The sequence below is a fragment of the Methanocaldococcus fervens AG86 genome, assembly GCF_000023985.1.
In the GTDB taxonomy this organism is placed as follows: Archaea; AGJL01; Methanococci; order Methanococcales; family Methanocaldococcaceae; genus Methanocaldococcus; species Methanocaldococcus fervens.
The window spans coordinates 644,112-660,337 of sequence record NC_013156.1; the positions used below are offsets into that span (position 1 = coordinate 644,112).

Here is a 16,226-nt window from a genome sequence, read left to right on the forward strand (position 1 = left end):
TCATATTTTGAATTTTTATAATTTGATAATTGGCTCTTCATCTCCAACAACGAAGACATAATCCTTAACTGTTTTGAACTTATCTCCTTCTAAGTTTTCTAATGTAACGATATCTGGGTAGATTCCTCTCTTTTCAATATCAACGATTCTTGCAAAGTCTCCAATGTGTTTTCCTCCTGTAATGTAAGCTAATTTACCAACTTCAAATGGTATGTGAGCTTTAATTTCTTGCTCTGGGATTGATATTAATAAAGTGTCTCCTGTTTTGTAAACATCTTCCTCTGCCTTTGTAGGGTCTGAAACTTTTATAACGATATTTCTTCCATCGTGTAAGTTTAATTGGATGTGTCCTCCTTTAATAACTGTCTTGTTTTTGATTTTACATAATTTTACATCTGGATTTTCTGTTGGTTTTAATTTAACTCTTCCTTTTCTATCAAAGAGAACTCTGTAATTTTCATTTGCATCTGGTAATGAAACAACATCCATTAATCCAACTGGAAGCTTTTCTTCCTTTCTAACTCTCCCATCAACTAAGACCTTACCCATCTTAATAATTTTCTTTGCCTCTCTTGCGTTGTCAGCATATTTTAAAATGTCTCTAACGATTAACAGCAATGGTATTGACTCACTCATTGGGTGTGCTCCTGGTAATGGTCTAACTGTAAATTTGTGAACTTTTCTTGGTAACTCCCATCTAACTGGAGCTGCTAATCTTTTTAAATGTCTTTTTGGACCTTTTTTTGCCATTCTTTCACCCTTTATTCACTCTTAATGTGTTTGAATCTTTTTTCATCTTTGTCATACAACTTAATAATCATAACATTTGATGGATGGATTGGGTATGGAACTTCTTTTCCATCTTGTCTTTTGTTGTTAGCTCCTTCAACATAAATTCTGTATCTCTTTAAATCAACTTTTGTAACCTCTCCTTCCAAGCCCTTAAAGTCCCCTCTCATTATTCTAACAACATCTCCCTTCCTAACTGGAATAGCGTTTTTACCTAACTTTTCCTTCAACTCCTTTGATAACATTGCGGACATGACTTTTTTTCTCAAGTGGAGAGGTGCATTAAATAATGCTTTTCTTTGTTTTCTTGGTTGTTTTGACCTTGTGAAAGCCATATTTTTCACCTTTTTAAATTGATTTATACAATTATCTTAGCAATTCTTGCAATACCTGGCCATCTTTCGGCTGCTTCTTTTGCTACAGGACCTTTAATATCTGAACCTTTTGGGTTTCCGTCAGGTGTTACTATAACAACTGCATTATCTGCAAATTTAACTCTTGTTCCATCTGGTCTTCTAATCTCTTTTTTCTGTCTAATAACAACTGCTGGTAAAACCTGTTTTCTCATGTCTGGTGTTCCTTTTTTGACTGTAACTATTACAATGTCTCCAACTCTTGCTGTTGGTAATCTCTTTGCAACCCCTTTGTAGTTTCTTACAGCTATGATTTCAACTTCCTTAGCCCCGGTGTTGTCAGCACAGATGCATCTTGCTCCAACTGGCAATCCTCTTACAGGTTTTGAACCAATTGCTTTCATATTTTTCACCTTTTTTTGATAATTTATTCTTCACCTTTAACCTCATCAACTCTTCCCAATTTTTCAACTACAACGAATGCCTTTGTTTTACTTATTGGTCTGCACTCCATAACTCTTACAATGTCTCCAACTTTTGCGTTTATGCATGGTGGGTTGTGAGCTGCTAATTTTGTTGTTCTTCTCTCGTATCTTTCATACTTTCTGAGGTATTTTACAACCTCTCTTTTGATAATAACTGTTTTTTGTGGCTTGTCGCTAACAACTACTCCAACAAAGCTTTGCCCTCTTACTGGCAAAGTTCCGTGGAATGGGCAGTTTTTATCATCACATTCTACTTCTGGAGCTTTAACTGGAATTCCAATATTTTTTGCTACCATGTTTTTACCTCCTTATTCATTATGGATTTGATTTTAACAGCATGAAGTTACAGATGTTAGATTCAAAATTTGTTTATAGAGAAGGTGGCTACTAATAAATAGAAACCTATATATTACTTTAACGGTTGGGGCAAAAATAAGGCTTTTCAAAATATTGTTAAGTTTATGGCAACATTAAGCTTAAAAACACTTAATAGGGATAGAGTATCTTTATCTTTCTTTTTAATCGCTCCTCTGGCCTCCCTATTAGTAATCTTCCGTCAACCTTCACTTTGCATCCCTTTAGTTGGAAAAGAAATACTGCAACGTCCTTTGGAATCCTCACTTCTTTTCCGTCCTCTTTCTCTATCACTAGAGTATTCCTCGTCTCATCTACTACTTTTCCTTTAATCCCTATCATCGCTTTGTTCTTTGCTTCAACGATCTCTACTTTAAGCCCTATAAGCTCATGCCTAAGAATATTATGAGGAGTGATCATGATGCCCCAACCGTTTTACGGGGACGGGGTGTGCCGTTTCGGCATCCGCGTCCCCTTTTTATTTCCAAAATTTCAAAAATAATAATTAAATTAAATTATCTAACTTCAATTGAATCTCTTGAGAAGCCCATTTTAACGAGTTCTTCAGCAACCTTTTTTCTATGGTCTCCCTGAAGTTCAATAGCATCTCCCTTAACAGTCCCTCCACAAGCACAGATATCCTTTAATTTTTTGGCAAGCTCTTTTAAGTCAATAACGCTTGTATCAAATCCTTCAACTATTGTCATTAATTTACCAAATCTTCTTTTTGTAACATATATTTTTATCTTTTGTTCTTCTTTAGCTATTTCCTCACAAACACATAGTTCTTTTGGTAATCCACATCTTGGACAAATTTCTGGCATCACTGCACCTCTGTATTTTATGTGCATTTAAGTAATTGATTATATGTAAATAATGTTTAGGTAGGGTATTTAAATTTTTCCTTTAATGTTTTGGTTGATTTCTGTCAATTTATTGTGAAGCCATTCTTTTCTTTTCATTCATTATTGTTAATATTCTTGCTATTGTTCTTCTAATTTCTCTCATTCTTCCTGGATTTGAAGGAGCACCAGCAACTGCCTTACTTGCTCTCTCTTTTAACAATTCTCTTTTTAATTCTACGAGTTTTTCTTTTAATTCATCTATTGACATTTCTCTTAACTCACTTGCTCTTAATATAGCCATAATATCTCACCTTATTGTTCCTCTTCAACTACATGTTTAACTTCTTCATCTTTAATTATAATTTCGTCTGGCAATAAGACATCTGGTCTCATGATTTTTACTGTAACTCCTATAACTCCTGGCTTTGTTTTTGCAATTGCTCTTCCTTTATCAACAAGTTCTTCAGCAGGTTCTCCACAGTGTTTCATGTATCCAGCCATGAACTTTTCTGTTCTTGCTCTCTCTCCGGTTAATTTACCTGAGATGATGACTATAACCCCCTTAGCTCCAGCGTTCATAACTCTTCTTACAGCAGTGTGTCCAACTCTTCTAAAGTGCAATCCTCTCTCTAATGACTGTGCAACTTTTTGTGCAACAACTTGAGCATCTAAATCTGGATTCTCTACTGGCTTAACATCAATTTGTGGTTTTTCAACACCAAATTCTTCAGCCAATGTTTTTGTTAATTCTCTGATTCTGCTACCTCTTCTACCTATGACGAAACCAGGTTTTTCAGCATATATTGTGATTTTTGTTCCTATAGGTGTTTTTCTTATATCGCAGTGGCTGTATCCTGCTCTACTCAACTCCTTCTTGAAGTACTCATCGATTAACAATTTTGTGGTATTTTCTTTAACAAATGTTCTTTCTATCATGGATCTCCACCTTTATCTTTATTTTAGTGGTATTCTTCTAAGATAACTTGTATGTGGACTGTCTCTTGGAACTTAGGTGTAGCTCTACCAAATGCTCTTGGCATGTATCTTTTGATTGTTATTCCTTTGTTTGTTGAGATGTGCTTTATTCTCAACTTCTCAGTGTTTAAACCTTTGTATTCAGCATTTGCTTTTGCGTAGTTTAATATCTTTAAGATTGCCTTAGCTGCTTTAACTGGGTATCTACCAGCAGGCCAGCCGAGTTTACCTTTTCTGTGCCCTACTTTCTTGCAATGTCTTCTGAATAATACAGGTCTTCTCATTGCAATTACATCTTCTAAAAACTTTATAGCTTCATCTAATTTCATTCCATTTATTGATTTACATATCTCTCTTGCATGTTTTCTTGATATTGGAATGTTCCTTCCCATAGCCTTTGCGGTTTTTTCAGGATTGACTTGTATTTTGTATTTTAATTTGGCCATTATTATCACCTTTAAATAATCATAATAAACTGCGTTAATCTCAAGTGTTATTTTCTGTTTGTGGTGTTTATATAATTTAATTAATAGTATCAGCAACGGTCGAGATTTTAGAATGTAAGAATATAGAATTTTTAAAGTGTTATATATAATTTACGAATAAATAGGAAACGGTAAAACAAAAACAATTTTCATCCCAATTATTTAAAAAAGTATTAAATTTATGCTAATGAGACTTCTACTGTTTCTACACTCTCAACATCTTCAATTTCTGCCAAAGCATTTTCTATTGGCTCAGTTCCTCCTTCTCTTTCTTCCATTTCAATAACTGCATATACAGCATATAAGCCAAATGCTAATGGTTCATCAAACAAACCTCTTATATCAACATCCTGATTTTCTAAAACTTCTTTAACTTTTCCTTTTAATTCTTCTTTATTGACTTCTGGACTTTTAGGCATGATTTTTATTTTTGCTAATACAGCAGCCATTATTCCACCTCAATTATTAATTAACCTATAGCCACTTTATAGTCCATCGAATCACACCCATAGGGCTTCGCCCTATTGGTATACCCAATATTACTAACGCTATTCTACCTAATTATGGTCCTTCGAATCCACACTTTGGACATTTGTATAGGTTGTTTAATTTTCTGCATCTTTCGCATCTTACAATCTCTACCTCTCCACAGTTTGGACATAGGAATCTTGTTGCTTTTTCTCTTGGAGCAATCTCAGCGTTGCAGCTTGTGCAAACGTATTTCATCTTTCTCACCTAATTTTTTATCTATTCTTTTCCAATGATTTTTGTGCATAGTGTGTGTTTTCCTTCTAAAATGTCTATAACTCTCTCAGGATATTTACCATTAACAACATAAGCGTTCATTTTAAATTTTTTTAAAAGAATTGGAAATGTCTCATCTACAGATGTTAAACCTTTAATGTCATTTGCATTAATGATATTTAATAGTTTCCCTTCTGGGAATTTGTCATATATGCCATCAACATCAGTTGCTATTATAATTTCCCTAACATCTAATAACCTACCAATATATAAACTTAATGAATCTGATGTAATAGCCCAAGAATGCTCGGCAATATCTGTTGAGAGGAGAAGTTTTGAAGGCAGTAATATAGCAATTTTTTCATTTTTTATCTCTTTTTTTAAATCAAATAATGTATCATAAGCTTTTATATTTCCAAGTTCAGCATAAACCTCTCCAATCAAATCCATACATTTTATTGCCAATTTATGGGATAGAGAATTTGAGATATTTAGAGTTTTATCTATCTTCCTAACAACATTTGCAAATTCTCCTCCTCCTGGAATGATAACTATTTCTTTATTCTTTTCATTTGCATAATCTTTTAATGCCTTTAATAATGGCTCTGCTTCATAAGTTAAAGAACCGCCAATTTTTATTGGATGCATATTCTCACTGTTTCAAAATTTCATAAAACACTTCAGCCATCTTAACTAAATCTTCTACTTTAATATGTTCATTAGGTTGGTGGGCTGTTTCTTCTCCAATACCCCAAACCGCTACATCATATCCCTTACATCTCAAAAATGCCGCAACAGTTCCCCCACCCATACCGCAGAGCTTTGCCTCTCTATTTAAAACCTTTTTTATTGCTTTTTTTAACTCTTTAACAACTTCAGAGTTTTCACTGCTATAATTTGGATTTTCAGATTTTAATATATCGTAAGTTATCTCTACCTTTACTGATCTGTTATAATGCTTTATATATTTTTTAAAGTCAAAGTTTTTTATAAAATCATCTATAAACTTTAAAATTTCATCTATTGTATAAGTTGGCAAAACTCTGCAGTCAAAAACAACCTCAACATATCCCGGAATTGTATTTGGGTTTTCAACCTTATTTTTTAATATTGTTGGTTCAAAGGTTGAATACTCTGGCAGAAATATTGGATTAATTTCATTAAATCGCTCATATAAATTATTGTAAAGCTCATTTACAAAGTTAAAAGCTACTATATTGGCATTCAGCCCATTTTCTGGTGTGCTTCCATGACACTGCCTCCCTTTAATGTTGAATTTTATCCATAAAATACCCTTCTCTCCAATCTCTATGTATTCACCAGTAGGTGTTCCAAAGTCTGGAACTATAATCAAATCATCCTTCTTAAATATCTCATCCTCAAAATTTAACAAATACTTTAAACCATACTCACTTCCATCTTCTTCATCAGACACAAAAATTAATGATAAATTGTATTTTGGTTCAATGTTGTTTTCAAAAATCATCTTTAGTAAAAGTAGGGAGGAAACTATCCCTTTGTGGTTATCTTCAGTCCCTCTTCCATAGATTTTCCCATCCTTAACAACAGGCTCATAAGGATTTGTTTCCCATAAGCTGATATCCCCTTCTGGAACAGTGTCCAAATGAGAAATAATATGTAATGTTCTGTCTTTTTTAAAATCTATTTTAAATACAATGTTTGGTCTTTCAATGCCATATTTGTCTATAGTGTTGTATTCTTTTAGAGTGTAATTTTTTATATTGTATTTATCAACATACTCAATTAACTTTCTCTTAACATATTCTGCCTTTTCTTTTTCTCCTTTTCCTCCAAATGAAGGATTTACTGAATTTATTTTTATTAAATCTTTCTCCAACTTTATAGCTTCCTCTATCAGCATATTCATCATCTCAGTTTATGTTTTATACAATTTGATAGAATTTTTAATATCCCTTCTACATCTTCTTCATCATTTAGCTCGTTCAATATTTTAACTTTTATGTATTGTTTGATAATGTTTTTCATAAATTTTAAGAATTTTTACTGCCTCATCTGTTAATTCATAAATTTTCTTTTCCTTTCCAATTTTTGTCATTTCTTTAGATTTTAATTTTAAACATCCAATTTTTTCAAGCTCTTTAATTATATCACTTATCGTTTGCTCCCCAACGTAATGTTTCACAGATAATTTATTGTGCTTCATCTTTTGATTGATTTTTCTGATGATGTTATAGACTGTAATCTCCTCCCCTTTAACTCCAAGTTCTATAACTTCTTTCATTAATTCCAGCTTATTATGAAGCTTTTTTGGCATAATTTCATCCAAAAATTTACTAGCATGCATAATAAGTTTAAATGCTTTATTCAAAAAAGTGGTGGGTTTTTGTTGAATATTGGTATATATACCAAATTAAGTAGCCGTATTAGTTGTAAAAGTTGTAGGGGGTGAAGCCCATGGTAGCTCCAAGAAAACCAAAAAACCCAAAAAACTAATTTAGCTCATTAATCTCTTTTTATTTTTTCCAAATTTTATTTGTATGTCCTCTCTCTTTTAATCTTACATTAAATTAAGAAAAGGTATGTAGCTAAAGCAGTTAGGTGCATTATGTATATTGTCATTCCAATCAATAAAAACCTTACTACACTCACTTTTTTATCAGATAATCTCAGTGTTATCAAATTGGCGAATGAAGCTATCAAACTCCCATTACCGCCAGCATTTACTCCATAGGCTATTGGTAGCCAATTTTCATAGAGGTTTGAGAGTAGTATAGTCGCTGGCACATTGGAAATTATTTGAGAGAGCAGAGAAGAGTAAATCATTAACATAATATCGTCACATTTTATTAAAAAGATATCAGCAATTCCAATCCTTTTAAATCCTTCAATGTCAATAAAAAGAAAGACAAAAGTTAATAAAAATAGATAATCTACTTTAACTTTCCTATAAATCAAAATAGCCAATATTAATGGAAAAAGCCATATGAAATTCAAAAATCCAAAAATGCATAACAAAACTAAAATAAAGGTTAATATATAAAATATCCATTCCTTTTTAAACTCAATATTTGTGTTTATCTTAGCATCATATTTTTTAAATTCTAAAAACGGAAAAATAACCAAAATCCCTAAAATTTCAAATGGAATCATATTGATTATAAAATCTACCACTCCAATATCATAAAAATGAAACAAAAATAGATTTTGAGGATTGCCAATTGGTGTCATGGCACTTCCAATATTTGCAGATATCCCTTCAAAGATTATAAGCTTTTCAAGGTCTTTTTTATCAGCCCCTATATACCTAAATAATATTAATGTAAGAGGAACTATAACGAATAGGGCAACGTCATTTGTTATCAACATTGATAAAATAAAAGTTAAAGCTATTAAAGTGATAAATGTTCTTTTTGAATATTTTAAGATTTTTAAAGAGACGTAATCTAAAAACTTCAAATCTCTTAAGACATTTACAATAACCATTAAATAAAACAAAGTAGTATAGTTTTCCACTCCACTACATTAATAGCGTCAGATGGGCTAACCACAAACATCAACATCAAAATACCAACAAATATAAAAATTAAAAATATGAATGTATCAACCCTCATATTCATCAACCACAGCCTTTTAAGAAAACTTGGGAAATCAACCATTTGGTGTTGATAATGAAATGCTCCAAATGTATTAAAAAACTTTGCTATGTAGGAAAAAACTGCAGAGAAGATATAAAAGAAAAAATTATGGATGAATATAAAAAAGAAGAAAATTTAAAGATTGCTAAGGTTTCATCATATATTGAAGGAGCATATTATATGAGAAAGACGAGATTGGAGGAGATTATAGAGTTCTGCAAACTTATGGATTATAAAAAAATTGGCATTGCCTTTTGCATTGGTTTAGAAAATGAGGCGAAAATATTGGATAATATCTTATCAAAATATTTTGAAGTTTATTCTGTCTGCTGCAAAGTTTGCGGTATTGACAAAGATGTTTTTGAACTAAAGAAAATTCATGAAGGAGAAAAAGAGGCTATGTGTAATCCTATTGGACAGGCGGAAATTTTAAATGAGATTAGAACTGATTTAAATATTATTGTTGGCTTATGCATTGGGCATGATATACTATTTCAAAAATATTCAAAAGCTCCAACAACCACGTTTATCGTTAAAGATAGAGTTTTAGCCCACAACACAGCTGGAGCAATTTATAGCAAATACTATTTAAAAAACTGTTAGAGGGAAGATGATGGCAAAAGATTTAAGACCAATAATATGGGATGATGATAAGAAAGAGTTAATTTTAATTGATCAGAGGAAGTTGCCAAACAAATTGGAATATTTTATTTGCAAAACTTATGAGGATGTTGCATTTGCAATAAAGGACATGGTTGTCAGAGGAGCTCCAGCCATTGGAGTTTCTGCAGCTTATGGATTGGCTTTAGCTGAAATTAGGGGAGATGATATTTATAAAGCCTATGAAGTTTTAAAAAATACACGACCTACAGCTGTCAATCTATTCTGGGCATTGGATAGATGTTTAGAAGCTTATAAAAATGGAAAATCAATATTAGAGGAGGCAAAAGAAATTCATAATGAAGATGTAGAGACATGTAAAAAAATTGGAATGATCGGAGAAAAGCTTATTGAAGATGGAGACACTATACTAACTCATTGCAACGCTGGAGCTTTGGCAACCTCTGCCTATGGAACAGCTTTGAGCGTTATTAGGTTTGCGTTCTACAATGGCAAAAAGATTAAAGTTATAGCTGATGAGACAAGACCAAGATTACAAGGGGCTAAATTAACAGCCTTTGAGTTGAGTTACGAGGGTATTCCTGTTAAGGTTATAACAGATAATACTGCTGGATTTTTGATGCAGAAAGGCGAGATTGACAAAATTATTGTTGGAGCAGATAGGATTTTAGCAGATGGAACCGTCTATAATAAAATTGGAACTTACAGCTTAGCAGTTTTAGCTAAATACCATGGAATTCCATTTTATGTTGCCGCTCCATTATCAACCTTTGACTTAAAAAGTAAGGAAGAGGATGTTATTATAGAGGAAAGGGATGAAAAGGAAGTAGCTTATATAGATGGTGTTAGAATAGTGCCAGAGAACGTTGGCTGCTACAACTATGCATTTGACAAAACACCGCCTGAATTAATAACAGCAATTATAACTGAAAAGGGAATTGTAAAACCAAATAAAGATGATATACTAAAGCTTTTTAGCAAATAATTCATTTATTATTTTGGTGATATTATGAGAAAGATTATTTCTTCAAAGGTTAGTTGCGATGAAGAACTTTTAGAGCTTTGTGAGAGATTATCAAGGATGAACATTGACTGCACGATAGAATCAAAAGGAGACCATATAAAGATATATGTATTTGGTTATGATAAAGACTCATTAAACGAAAATTATAGGGCGGTTATGAACTTAATGGATAAAGTTAGAAGGAAGTATAGGAAAGATAAAGAAGGATTGTATGAATACTCATTATCGGAGCTTAAATACCCAGTTAATAAAAACTTGGTTATTGATGCATTAAAAACCTTGGGATATAAAGTTATATACCTAGAGGATGAAAATGCTATAAAAACAGATGTGGATATTAATAAATTCAATGAAATATTAAAAGAGCTTCATGAATTGTATCAAGAGTTGAGATTTTCAAATCTCGGTTCAAAACCTGTTAAAAACTTAGTGGTTTTAGTTTCTTACATAACGAAAAAACCAGTTGATGAAGTTATTGAAGAAGCTTTAGAAAAAGGATTCTTTAGAGAAGAAGAAGGAAAAATCGTATTAAACAAAGATATAAACTTAGCTAAAAAAGTTTTATTGGAGGGAGAAAATGGAGATAAAGATATTGGAGAGGAAAGATAACTTAATAGAAGTTGAGTTAATTAATGAAGACCATTCACTTCCAAATTTATTGAAAGATATTCTATTAACAAAAGAAGGAGTGAAGATGGCTTCATATTCAATAGACCATCCTTTATTACACCCAGAAACTGGAAGATACATATCAAACCCAAAAATAACAGTAATAACTGAAGAAGGAACAGATCCTTTAGAGGTTTTAAAAGAGGGGTTGAGGGATATTATTGAAATGTGCAACACTTTATTAGATGAATTGAAGAAAAATAAATAATCCATTAATCATTTTCTATAACAAACATTTTAGTATAATTGAAAATACCGAACCCAAAGTTCCTGAAATTAATAACCGAAAATTTTATATATGGTATTGGATATCTTAGCAATATAAAATTTCAATAAAATTTTTAACTATTGAAAAATAAATCTGGCTTTTTTCAGTTTTGGTGTAAAATATTTATATTAGATACCATATAATATGGATGCTTTTTAATTTAGATTATAAAAAATAAAGGAGGATGAGTATGGACAGAGAAGCACTGTTGCAAGCGGTGAAGGAGGCTCGCGAACTCGCGAAGCCGAGGAACTTCACACAGTCATTTGAATTTATAGCAACCCTCAAAGAGATTGACATGAGGAAGCCAGAGAACAGAATTAAAGCAGAGGTAGTGCTTCCTCATGGAAGAGGGAAAGAAGCTAAAATAGCTGTTATTGGAACTGGTGATTTAGCTAAACAGGCAGAAGATTTAGGATTAACAGTTATTAGAAAAGAAGAAATTGAAGAATTGGGTAAAGATAAAAGAAAATTAAGAAAAATAGCTAACGCTCATGACTTCTTTATAGCTCAAGCTGACTTAATGCCATTAATTGGTAGATATATGGGGGTCATCTTAGGTCCAAGAGGTAAGATGCCAAAACCAGTCCCAGCTAACGCAAACATAGCTCCATTAGTGGAGAGGTTAAAAAAGACTGTTGTTATAAACACAAGGGACAAGCCATACTTCCAAGTATTAGTTGGAAATGAAAAGATGACTGATGAACAGATAGTTGATAACATAGAGGCAGTTTTAAACGTTGTAGCTAAGAAGTATGAAAAAGGTCTCTACCACTTGAAAGATGCTTATGTTAAATTAACCATGGGTCCAGCTGTAAAAGTTAAAAAAGAGAAGGAAAAGAAAAGATAAACTAAATAATAAGTGAAGGGGATAGAAATGGAAACAAAAGTAAAAGCTCACGTAGCCCCATGGAAGATTGAGGAAGTTAAAACACTGAAGGGGCTTATTAAAAGTAAGCCTGTAGTAGCTATTGTAGATATGATGGATGTTCCTGCCCCTCAATTGCAGGAAATTAGGGACAAAATTAGGGACAAAGTTACATTAAGAATGTCAAGAAACACATTAATTATAAGAGCTTTAAAAGAAGCTGCAGAAGAATTGAACGACCCAAAATTAGCTGAGTTAGCAAACTACGTTGAGAGAGGGGCAGCTATATTAGTTACAGACATGAACCCATTCAAGTTATACAAGATGTTAGAGGAAAACAAAAGTCCTGCCCCTGTAAGAGGAGGACAAATAGCTCCTTGCGATATTAAAGTTGAGAAAGGTTCAACTGGAATGCCTCCAGGACCTTTCTTAGGAGAGCTTAAAAGTGTTGGTATTCCAGCAGCTATAGAAAAAGGTAAAATTGCAATTAAAGAAGATAAAGTTGTTGTTAAAAAAGGAGAAGTTGTTTCACCAAAATTAGCTGCTGTATTGGATAGATTAGGAATCAAACCAATAAAAGTTGGTTTAAACGTTTTAGCTGTTTATGAAGATGGTATTATCTACACACCTGATGTCTTAAAAATTGATGAAGATAAATTATTAGCAGACATTCAATCAGCATATCAAAAAGCATTTAACTTGGCATTCAACACAGCATACCCAGCAAAAGACGTATTGCCATTCTTGATACAGAAGGCATTCGTAGAGGCAAGAGCTTTATCAGTAGAAACAGCATTCATAACAAAAGAAACTGCTGGAGATATATTAGCAAAAGCTCAGGCTCAAGCATTAGCATTAGCTTCAAAATTGCCTGACGAAGCTTTAGATGAGGATGTTAAAGCTAAAGTATCATCAGTAGAGGCCTCAGCTGCTCCAGCTGTTGAGGAGAAGAAAGAAGAAGAGAAAAAAGAGGAAGAGAAGAAAGAAGAAGATACAGGAGCTGCTGGATTAGCTCTATTGTTCTAACCGAAAAATATAAATAACTAATTATAAATAGTGAATTGCAAATCTATTTCAATTATTATTGTTGAATGATGAAACAAAGGCAAAATAAATAAACACAAATATATCATAAAACTAAAAATAGAAAATTGGAGGTGTAGGTTATGGAATACATATACGCAGCTTTATTATTACACAGTGCAGGAAAAGAGATTACAGAAGACGCTGTTAAAGCAGTTTTATCAGCAGCAGGAATAGAAGTTGATGAGGCAAGAGTTAAAGCATTAGTTGCTGGATTAGAAGGAGTCGACATCGAAGAAGCTATCGCAAACGCTGCAATGCCAGTTGCAGCTGCTCCAGCTGCTGCAGCTCCAGCAGCTGCTGCTGAAGAGAAGAAAGAAGAAGAGAAGAAAGAAGAGAAAAAAGAAGAAGATACAGCTGCAGTTGCAGGATTGGCAGCTTTATTCGGATAAATTCTTTATTCTTTTTTATTTTTGAACATTATATTTGTTAATTTGGATATATAACTTTTATACCTGATTAATATATAAGGTATTTATATAGGGGAGTTTTTATATTATTTGAGTTATATGCCAAAAAGGTGAAATCATGGAACCTGAAATTAAGATTGTTAATGTTGTTGTCTCAACAAAAATCGGAGATAATATTGATTTAGAAGAGGTTGCTATGATTTTAGAAAATGCAGAATATGAGCCAGAACAATTTCCTGGGTTGGTTTGCAGATTATCAGTTCCAAAAGTCGCTTTATTAATATTTAGAAGTGGTAAGGTAAATTGTACAGGAGCTAAGAGTAAAGAAGAGGCTGAAATAGCAATTAAAAAGATTATAAAAGAATTAAAAGATGCTGGAATTGATGTCATTGAAAATCCTGAGATCAAAATCCAAAATATGGTCGCAACAGCAGATTTAGGAATTGAACCAAACTTGGATGACATTGCGCTGATGGTTGAAGGAACTGAATATGAACCAGAACAGTTTCCAGGGCTTGTTTATAGATTGGATGATCCAAAGGTTGTTGTTTTAATTTTTGGCAGTGGTAAAGTTGTTATTACTGGTTTAAAGAGCGAAGAGGATGCAAAAAGAGCATTAAAGAAGATTTTAGACACAATAAGAGAAGTTCAAGAACTTTAAATTTTTAGGGATAAAAATGATTGGTATCATTGATTATAACGCAGGGAATTTAAGAAGTATCCAAAAGGCTGTAGAACTTTATGATAAGGCAGTGATAATAAACAACAGTGAAGAGTTGTTAGCTTGTGATAAAATAATTCTGCCAGGTGTGGGGAATTTTGGTAGTGCAATGGAAAACCTATCAAAACTAAAAGGGACAATATACAAAATTGTTGATGATAAAGTTCCTTTCTTAGGGATATGCCTAGGGATGCAAATATTGTTTGAAGAAAGTGAAGAGAAAAAAGGAATTGAAGGTTTAGGAATAATAAAAGGAAATGTAGTTAAATTTAAGGATGTTGAAAAACTTCCACACATGGGATGGAACAACGTAAAAATAATCAAAGACTGCCCATTGTTTGAAGGGATAAAAGATAATAGCTACTTTTACTTTGTTCACTCATACCATGTAAATCCTTCTGAAGACTGTGTAGTTGGCATAACAGAATACGGCAGAGAGTTTCCAAGCGTTATAAATAAAGGCAATGTCTATGCCACACAATTTCATCCAGAAAAAAGTGGAAAAATTGGACTAAAGATGATTGAAAACTTTGTTGAATTGCTGTAATTTAGCTTCCAGGATCATTAATTTTTTGACGTTTCATTTAAAAATTCATCTAAAAACTCCAATCCACCACCGTAATTAACTGCCTTTGGATGAATTGAAAGAAAAAACAGCTTTTTTTCTTTTATGGATAGATTGTAGTCAATTATCACTGATTTTTTAGCAGAACTTACCAATGATTTTTGGAGATACCAAGTATATTCTTTATTTGTAATCTCAATATCTGATACACTTCCATTTTTATTTGTTATCATTTTATTTTTAAAGATTATCGTTATATTTTTTTGTAAAAATACCTTTTTAGCATCTTCAGATATTTTGTATCTTGGAGGGATAAAATAATCTATATCTTTTGTTTTGAATCCACATTCTTCTAAAATTTCAAACGATTTATTCAATTTTTCTTTTGCAGTGGTTTTATTACAGTCAAACTCGTTTCCCACATGATTGTATGCATGGAATTCTATGTGATAGCCTTCTCTCTCCAACTTGTGGAGATAATCGACAAACTCAGGATAGTTTTTTAGATTGTGTTCATTTGCATGATTAACAATTAAAAAGAGATATGTCATATTTTGATAATGATATTTGTCAATAACTTTTGTTATTTTCTTTAATTCTTCAAAATAAACTGGAGAGACATCATGAATTAAAATTATTGGCTTTTGTTTCACATTATAAACATTATTATTGCTATTATTAAAATTAAAAAAAGTTAAAAGATAATAACATTACAAATATGGTAAAAAACAAAAAATATTTCAACTTACTCTTCATCTTCATTCACTTTCTTTTTTATTCTTGGCATGCATAAAATCTCTCTTGCCTCTATATTAAAGAAGGTATTCATGTTTGCAGGTTTTATGACCATTGCTGTATCAGCTCCTTTTGAAGTTCCTCCAATAGCTATAACCTCTTCTTTTGCCTTTATTAAACCTGCGTCACATGCCATAACTGTTATTTCATAACAAACCTTAACTCCCTGTCCAAAAGTTCTCAAAGTTTCTGCTATAACTTGAACCGGTCCATAACCTCCTAATTTATTTGATATTCCTCTCTCAACTCCGCTTAAAGCATGACTTCCCCTAAATACCTTTGCTCCCCTCTTTTTTAACTCCTCCTCAACCTCTTTGTCCATTGAAATTATATCCTCTCCATAGAATCCCTGGTGGTATGTGACAACAACAACATTTAAATTTAAACCTTCTTTTTCCAACAAATCAAGTAATTTTTTAGCAGTCTCTCCTGTGGATGATGCAACAACTATACTTTTTATATCTCCTTTTTTAGCCCTCTCTACAGCTATTTTCAATGTCTCTTCAGTATTTTGAGCTCCAGGATATTCAAACAATTTCATCATATCCCCCTTTA

Annotated in this window: 26 protein-coding genes; 9 read left to right on the forward strand and 17 right to left on the reverse strand. The window is 32.3% G+C overall.

Annotated features, from left to right (window positions below; all coding sequences use genetic code 11):
- Positions 1-15: 15 nt before the first annotated feature.
- The 15 genes from MEFER_RS03445 to MEFER_RS03515 form a co-directional block, all read right to left on the reverse strand.
- The gene (locus MEFER_RS03445) at positions 16-750 is read right to left on the reverse strand and encodes a 30S ribosomal protein S4e (RefSeq protein WP_015791240.1); all 735 of its coding nucleotides are present in this window, start codon (positions 748-750) and stop codon (positions 16-18) included.
- An 11-nt stretch (positions 751-761) separates the two neighbouring features.
- Positions 762-1,124, reverse strand: a complete 363-nt coding sequence (gene rplX, locus MEFER_RS03450) for a 50S ribosomal protein L24 (RefSeq protein WP_015791241.1) — start codon at positions 1,122-1,124, stop codon at positions 762-764.
- A gap of 23 nt (positions 1,125-1,147) precedes the next feature.
- Entirely contained in the window at positions 1,148-1,546 is a 399-nt protein-coding gene (locus tag MEFER_RS03455; RefSeq protein ID WP_015791242.1) for a 50S ribosomal protein L14, read from the reverse strand.
- A 23-nt stretch (positions 1,547-1,569) separates the two neighbouring features.
- Positions 1,570-1,923, reverse strand: coding sequence for a 30S ribosomal protein S17 (locus tag MEFER_RS03460; protein ID WP_015791243.1), 354 nt, complete (start codon positions 1,921-1,923; stop codon positions 1,570-1,572).
- Between the two features lie 190 nt (positions 1,924-2,113).
- On the reverse strand, positions 2,114-2,401 hold the full coding sequence (gene rnp1 / locus MEFER_RS03465) for a ribonuclease P protein component 1 (protein WP_015791244.1): 288 nt from the start codon (positions 2,399-2,401) through the stop codon (positions 2,114-2,116).
- 95 nt (positions 2,402-2,496) lie between these two features.
- Positions 2,497-2,805 (reverse strand): stress response translation initiation inhibitor YciH, encoded by a 309-nt coding sequence (gene yciH / locus MEFER_RS03470; RefSeq protein WP_015791245.1) that lies wholly within the window; start codon positions 2,803-2,805, stop codon positions 2,497-2,499.
- A gap of 109 nt (positions 2,806-2,914) precedes the next feature.
- Positions 2,915-3,127, reverse strand: a complete 213-nt coding sequence (rpmC, locus tag MEFER_RS03475; RefSeq protein ID WP_015791246.1) for a 50S ribosomal protein L29 — start codon at positions 3,125-3,127, stop codon at positions 2,915-2,917.
- An 11-nt stretch (positions 3,128-3,138) separates the two neighbouring features.
- Positions 3,139-3,762: a 30S ribosomal protein S3 gene (locus MEFER_RS03480; protein WP_015791247.1), complete on the reverse strand. Its 624-nt coding sequence runs from the start codon at positions 3,760-3,762 to the stop codon at positions 3,139-3,141.
- A gap of 23 nt (positions 3,763-3,785) precedes the next feature.
- The gene (rplV, locus tag MEFER_RS03485) at positions 3,786-4,247 is read right to left on the reverse strand and encodes a 50S ribosomal protein L22 (RefSeq protein WP_015791248.1); all 462 of its coding nucleotides are present in this window, start codon (positions 4,245-4,247) and stop codon (positions 3,786-3,788) included.
- 218 nt (positions 4,248-4,465) lie between these two features.
- Positions 4,466-4,735 carry an elongation factor 1-beta gene (locus MEFER_RS03490; protein WP_015791249.1) on the reverse strand — a complete coding sequence of 90 codons (270 nt, stop codon included), beginning with the start codon at positions 4,733-4,735 and terminating at the stop codon, positions 4,466-4,468.
- Positions 4,736-4,847: 112 nt separating this feature from the next.
- Positions 4,848-5,012: a zinc finger domain-containing protein gene (locus MEFER_RS03495; protein WP_015791250.1), complete on the reverse strand. Its 165-nt coding sequence runs from the start codon at positions 5,010-5,012 to the stop codon at positions 4,848-4,850.
- Between the two features lie 21 nt (positions 5,013-5,033).
- Positions 5,034-5,678: a [5-(aminomethyl)furan-3-yl]methyl phosphate kinase gene (mfnE, locus tag MEFER_RS03500; RefSeq protein WP_015791251.1), complete on the reverse strand. Its 645-nt coding sequence runs from the start codon at positions 5,676-5,678 to the stop codon at positions 5,034-5,036.
- A gap of 4 nt (positions 5,679-5,682) precedes the next feature.
- Entirely contained in the window at positions 5,683-6,912 is a 1,230-nt protein-coding gene (locus MEFER_RS03505) for a M20 family metallo-hydrolase (RefSeq protein ID WP_015791252.1), read from the reverse strand.
- A 90-nt stretch (positions 6,913-7,002) separates the two neighbouring features.
- Positions 7,003-7,326, reverse strand: a complete 324-nt coding sequence (locus MEFER_RS03510) for a hypothetical protein (protein ID WP_245527795.1) — start codon at positions 7,324-7,326, stop codon at positions 7,003-7,005.
- Between the two features lie 248 nt (positions 7,327-7,574).
- A complete protein-coding gene (locus MEFER_RS03515; protein ID WP_245527796.1) occupies positions 7,575-8,525 on the reverse strand; it encodes an SLC13 family permease in 951 nt (316 codons plus the stop codon).
- 155 nt (positions 8,526-8,680) lie between these two features.
- Between MEFER_RS03515 and MEFER_RS03520 the strand changes: the two genes are divergently transcribed.
- From MEFER_RS03520 to hisH, 9 genes are all read left to right on the forward strand, one after another.
- Complete coding sequence (locus MEFER_RS03520; RefSeq protein ID WP_015791254.1) at positions 8,681-9,250, forward strand: DUF1847 domain-containing protein; 570 nt, start codon at positions 8,681-8,683, stop codon at positions 9,248-9,250.
- 10 nt (positions 9,251-9,260) lie between these two features.
- Positions 9,261-10,253: an S-methyl-5-thioribose-1-phosphate isomerase gene (gene mtnA / locus MEFER_RS03525; RefSeq protein ID WP_015791255.1), complete on the forward strand. Its 993-nt coding sequence runs from the start codon at positions 9,261-9,263 to the stop codon at positions 10,251-10,253.
- A gap of 24 nt (positions 10,254-10,277) precedes the next feature.
- Entirely contained in the window at positions 10,278-10,901 is a 624-nt protein-coding gene (locus tag MEFER_RS03530) for a DUF2067 family protein (RefSeq protein ID WP_015791256.1), read from the forward strand.
- A complete protein-coding gene (locus MEFER_RS03535) occupies positions 10,870-11,169 on the forward strand; it encodes a DNA-directed RNA polymerase subunit L (protein WP_015791257.1) in 300 nt (99 codons plus the stop codon). Before MEFER_RS03530 ends, MEFER_RS03535 begins: the two co-directional genes overlap by 32 nt.
- A gap of 250 nt (positions 11,170-11,419) precedes the next feature.
- A complete protein-coding gene (locus tag MEFER_RS03540) occupies positions 11,420-12,079 on the forward strand; it encodes a 50S ribosomal protein L1 (protein ID WP_015791258.1) in 660 nt (219 codons plus the stop codon).
- A 27-nt stretch (positions 12,080-12,106) separates the two neighbouring features.
- Positions 12,107-13,123, forward strand: coding sequence for a 50S ribosomal protein L10 (locus MEFER_RS03545; protein ID WP_015791259.1), 1,017 nt, complete (start codon positions 12,107-12,109; stop codon positions 13,121-13,123).
- Positions 13,124-13,263: 140 nt separating this feature from the next.
- Entirely contained in the window at positions 13,264-13,572 is a 309-nt protein-coding gene (gene rpl12p / locus MEFER_RS03550) for a 50S ribosomal protein P1 (RefSeq protein ID WP_015791260.1), read from the forward strand.
- A gap of 136 nt (positions 13,573-13,708) precedes the next feature.
- The gene (locus MEFER_RS03555) at positions 13,709-14,251 is read left to right on the forward strand and encodes a TATA-box-binding protein (RefSeq protein ID WP_015791261.1); all 543 of its coding nucleotides are present in this window, start codon (positions 13,709-13,711) and stop codon (positions 14,249-14,251) included.
- A gap of 16 nt (positions 14,252-14,267) precedes the next feature.
- Positions 14,268-14,858 carry an imidazole glycerol phosphate synthase subunit HisH gene (gene hisH / locus MEFER_RS03560; RefSeq protein WP_015791262.1) on the forward strand — a complete coding sequence of 197 codons (591 nt, stop codon included), beginning with the start codon at positions 14,268-14,270 and terminating at the stop codon, positions 14,856-14,858.
- Positions 14,859-14,875: 17 nt separating this feature from the next.
- Here the strand turns inward: hisH and MEFER_RS03565 are convergent, their stop codons facing one another.
- Positions 14,876-15,529, reverse strand: a complete 654-nt coding sequence (locus tag MEFER_RS03565) for a DUF2334 domain-containing protein (protein WP_015791263.1) — start codon at positions 15,527-15,529, stop codon at positions 14,876-14,878.
- A 92-nt stretch (positions 15,530-15,621) separates the two neighbouring features.
- Entirely contained in the window at positions 15,622-16,212 is a 591-nt protein-coding gene (locus MEFER_RS03570; RefSeq protein ID WP_015791264.1) for a pyruvate kinase alpha/beta domain-containing protein, read from the reverse strand.
- Positions 16,213-16,226: the final 14 nt, after the last annotated feature.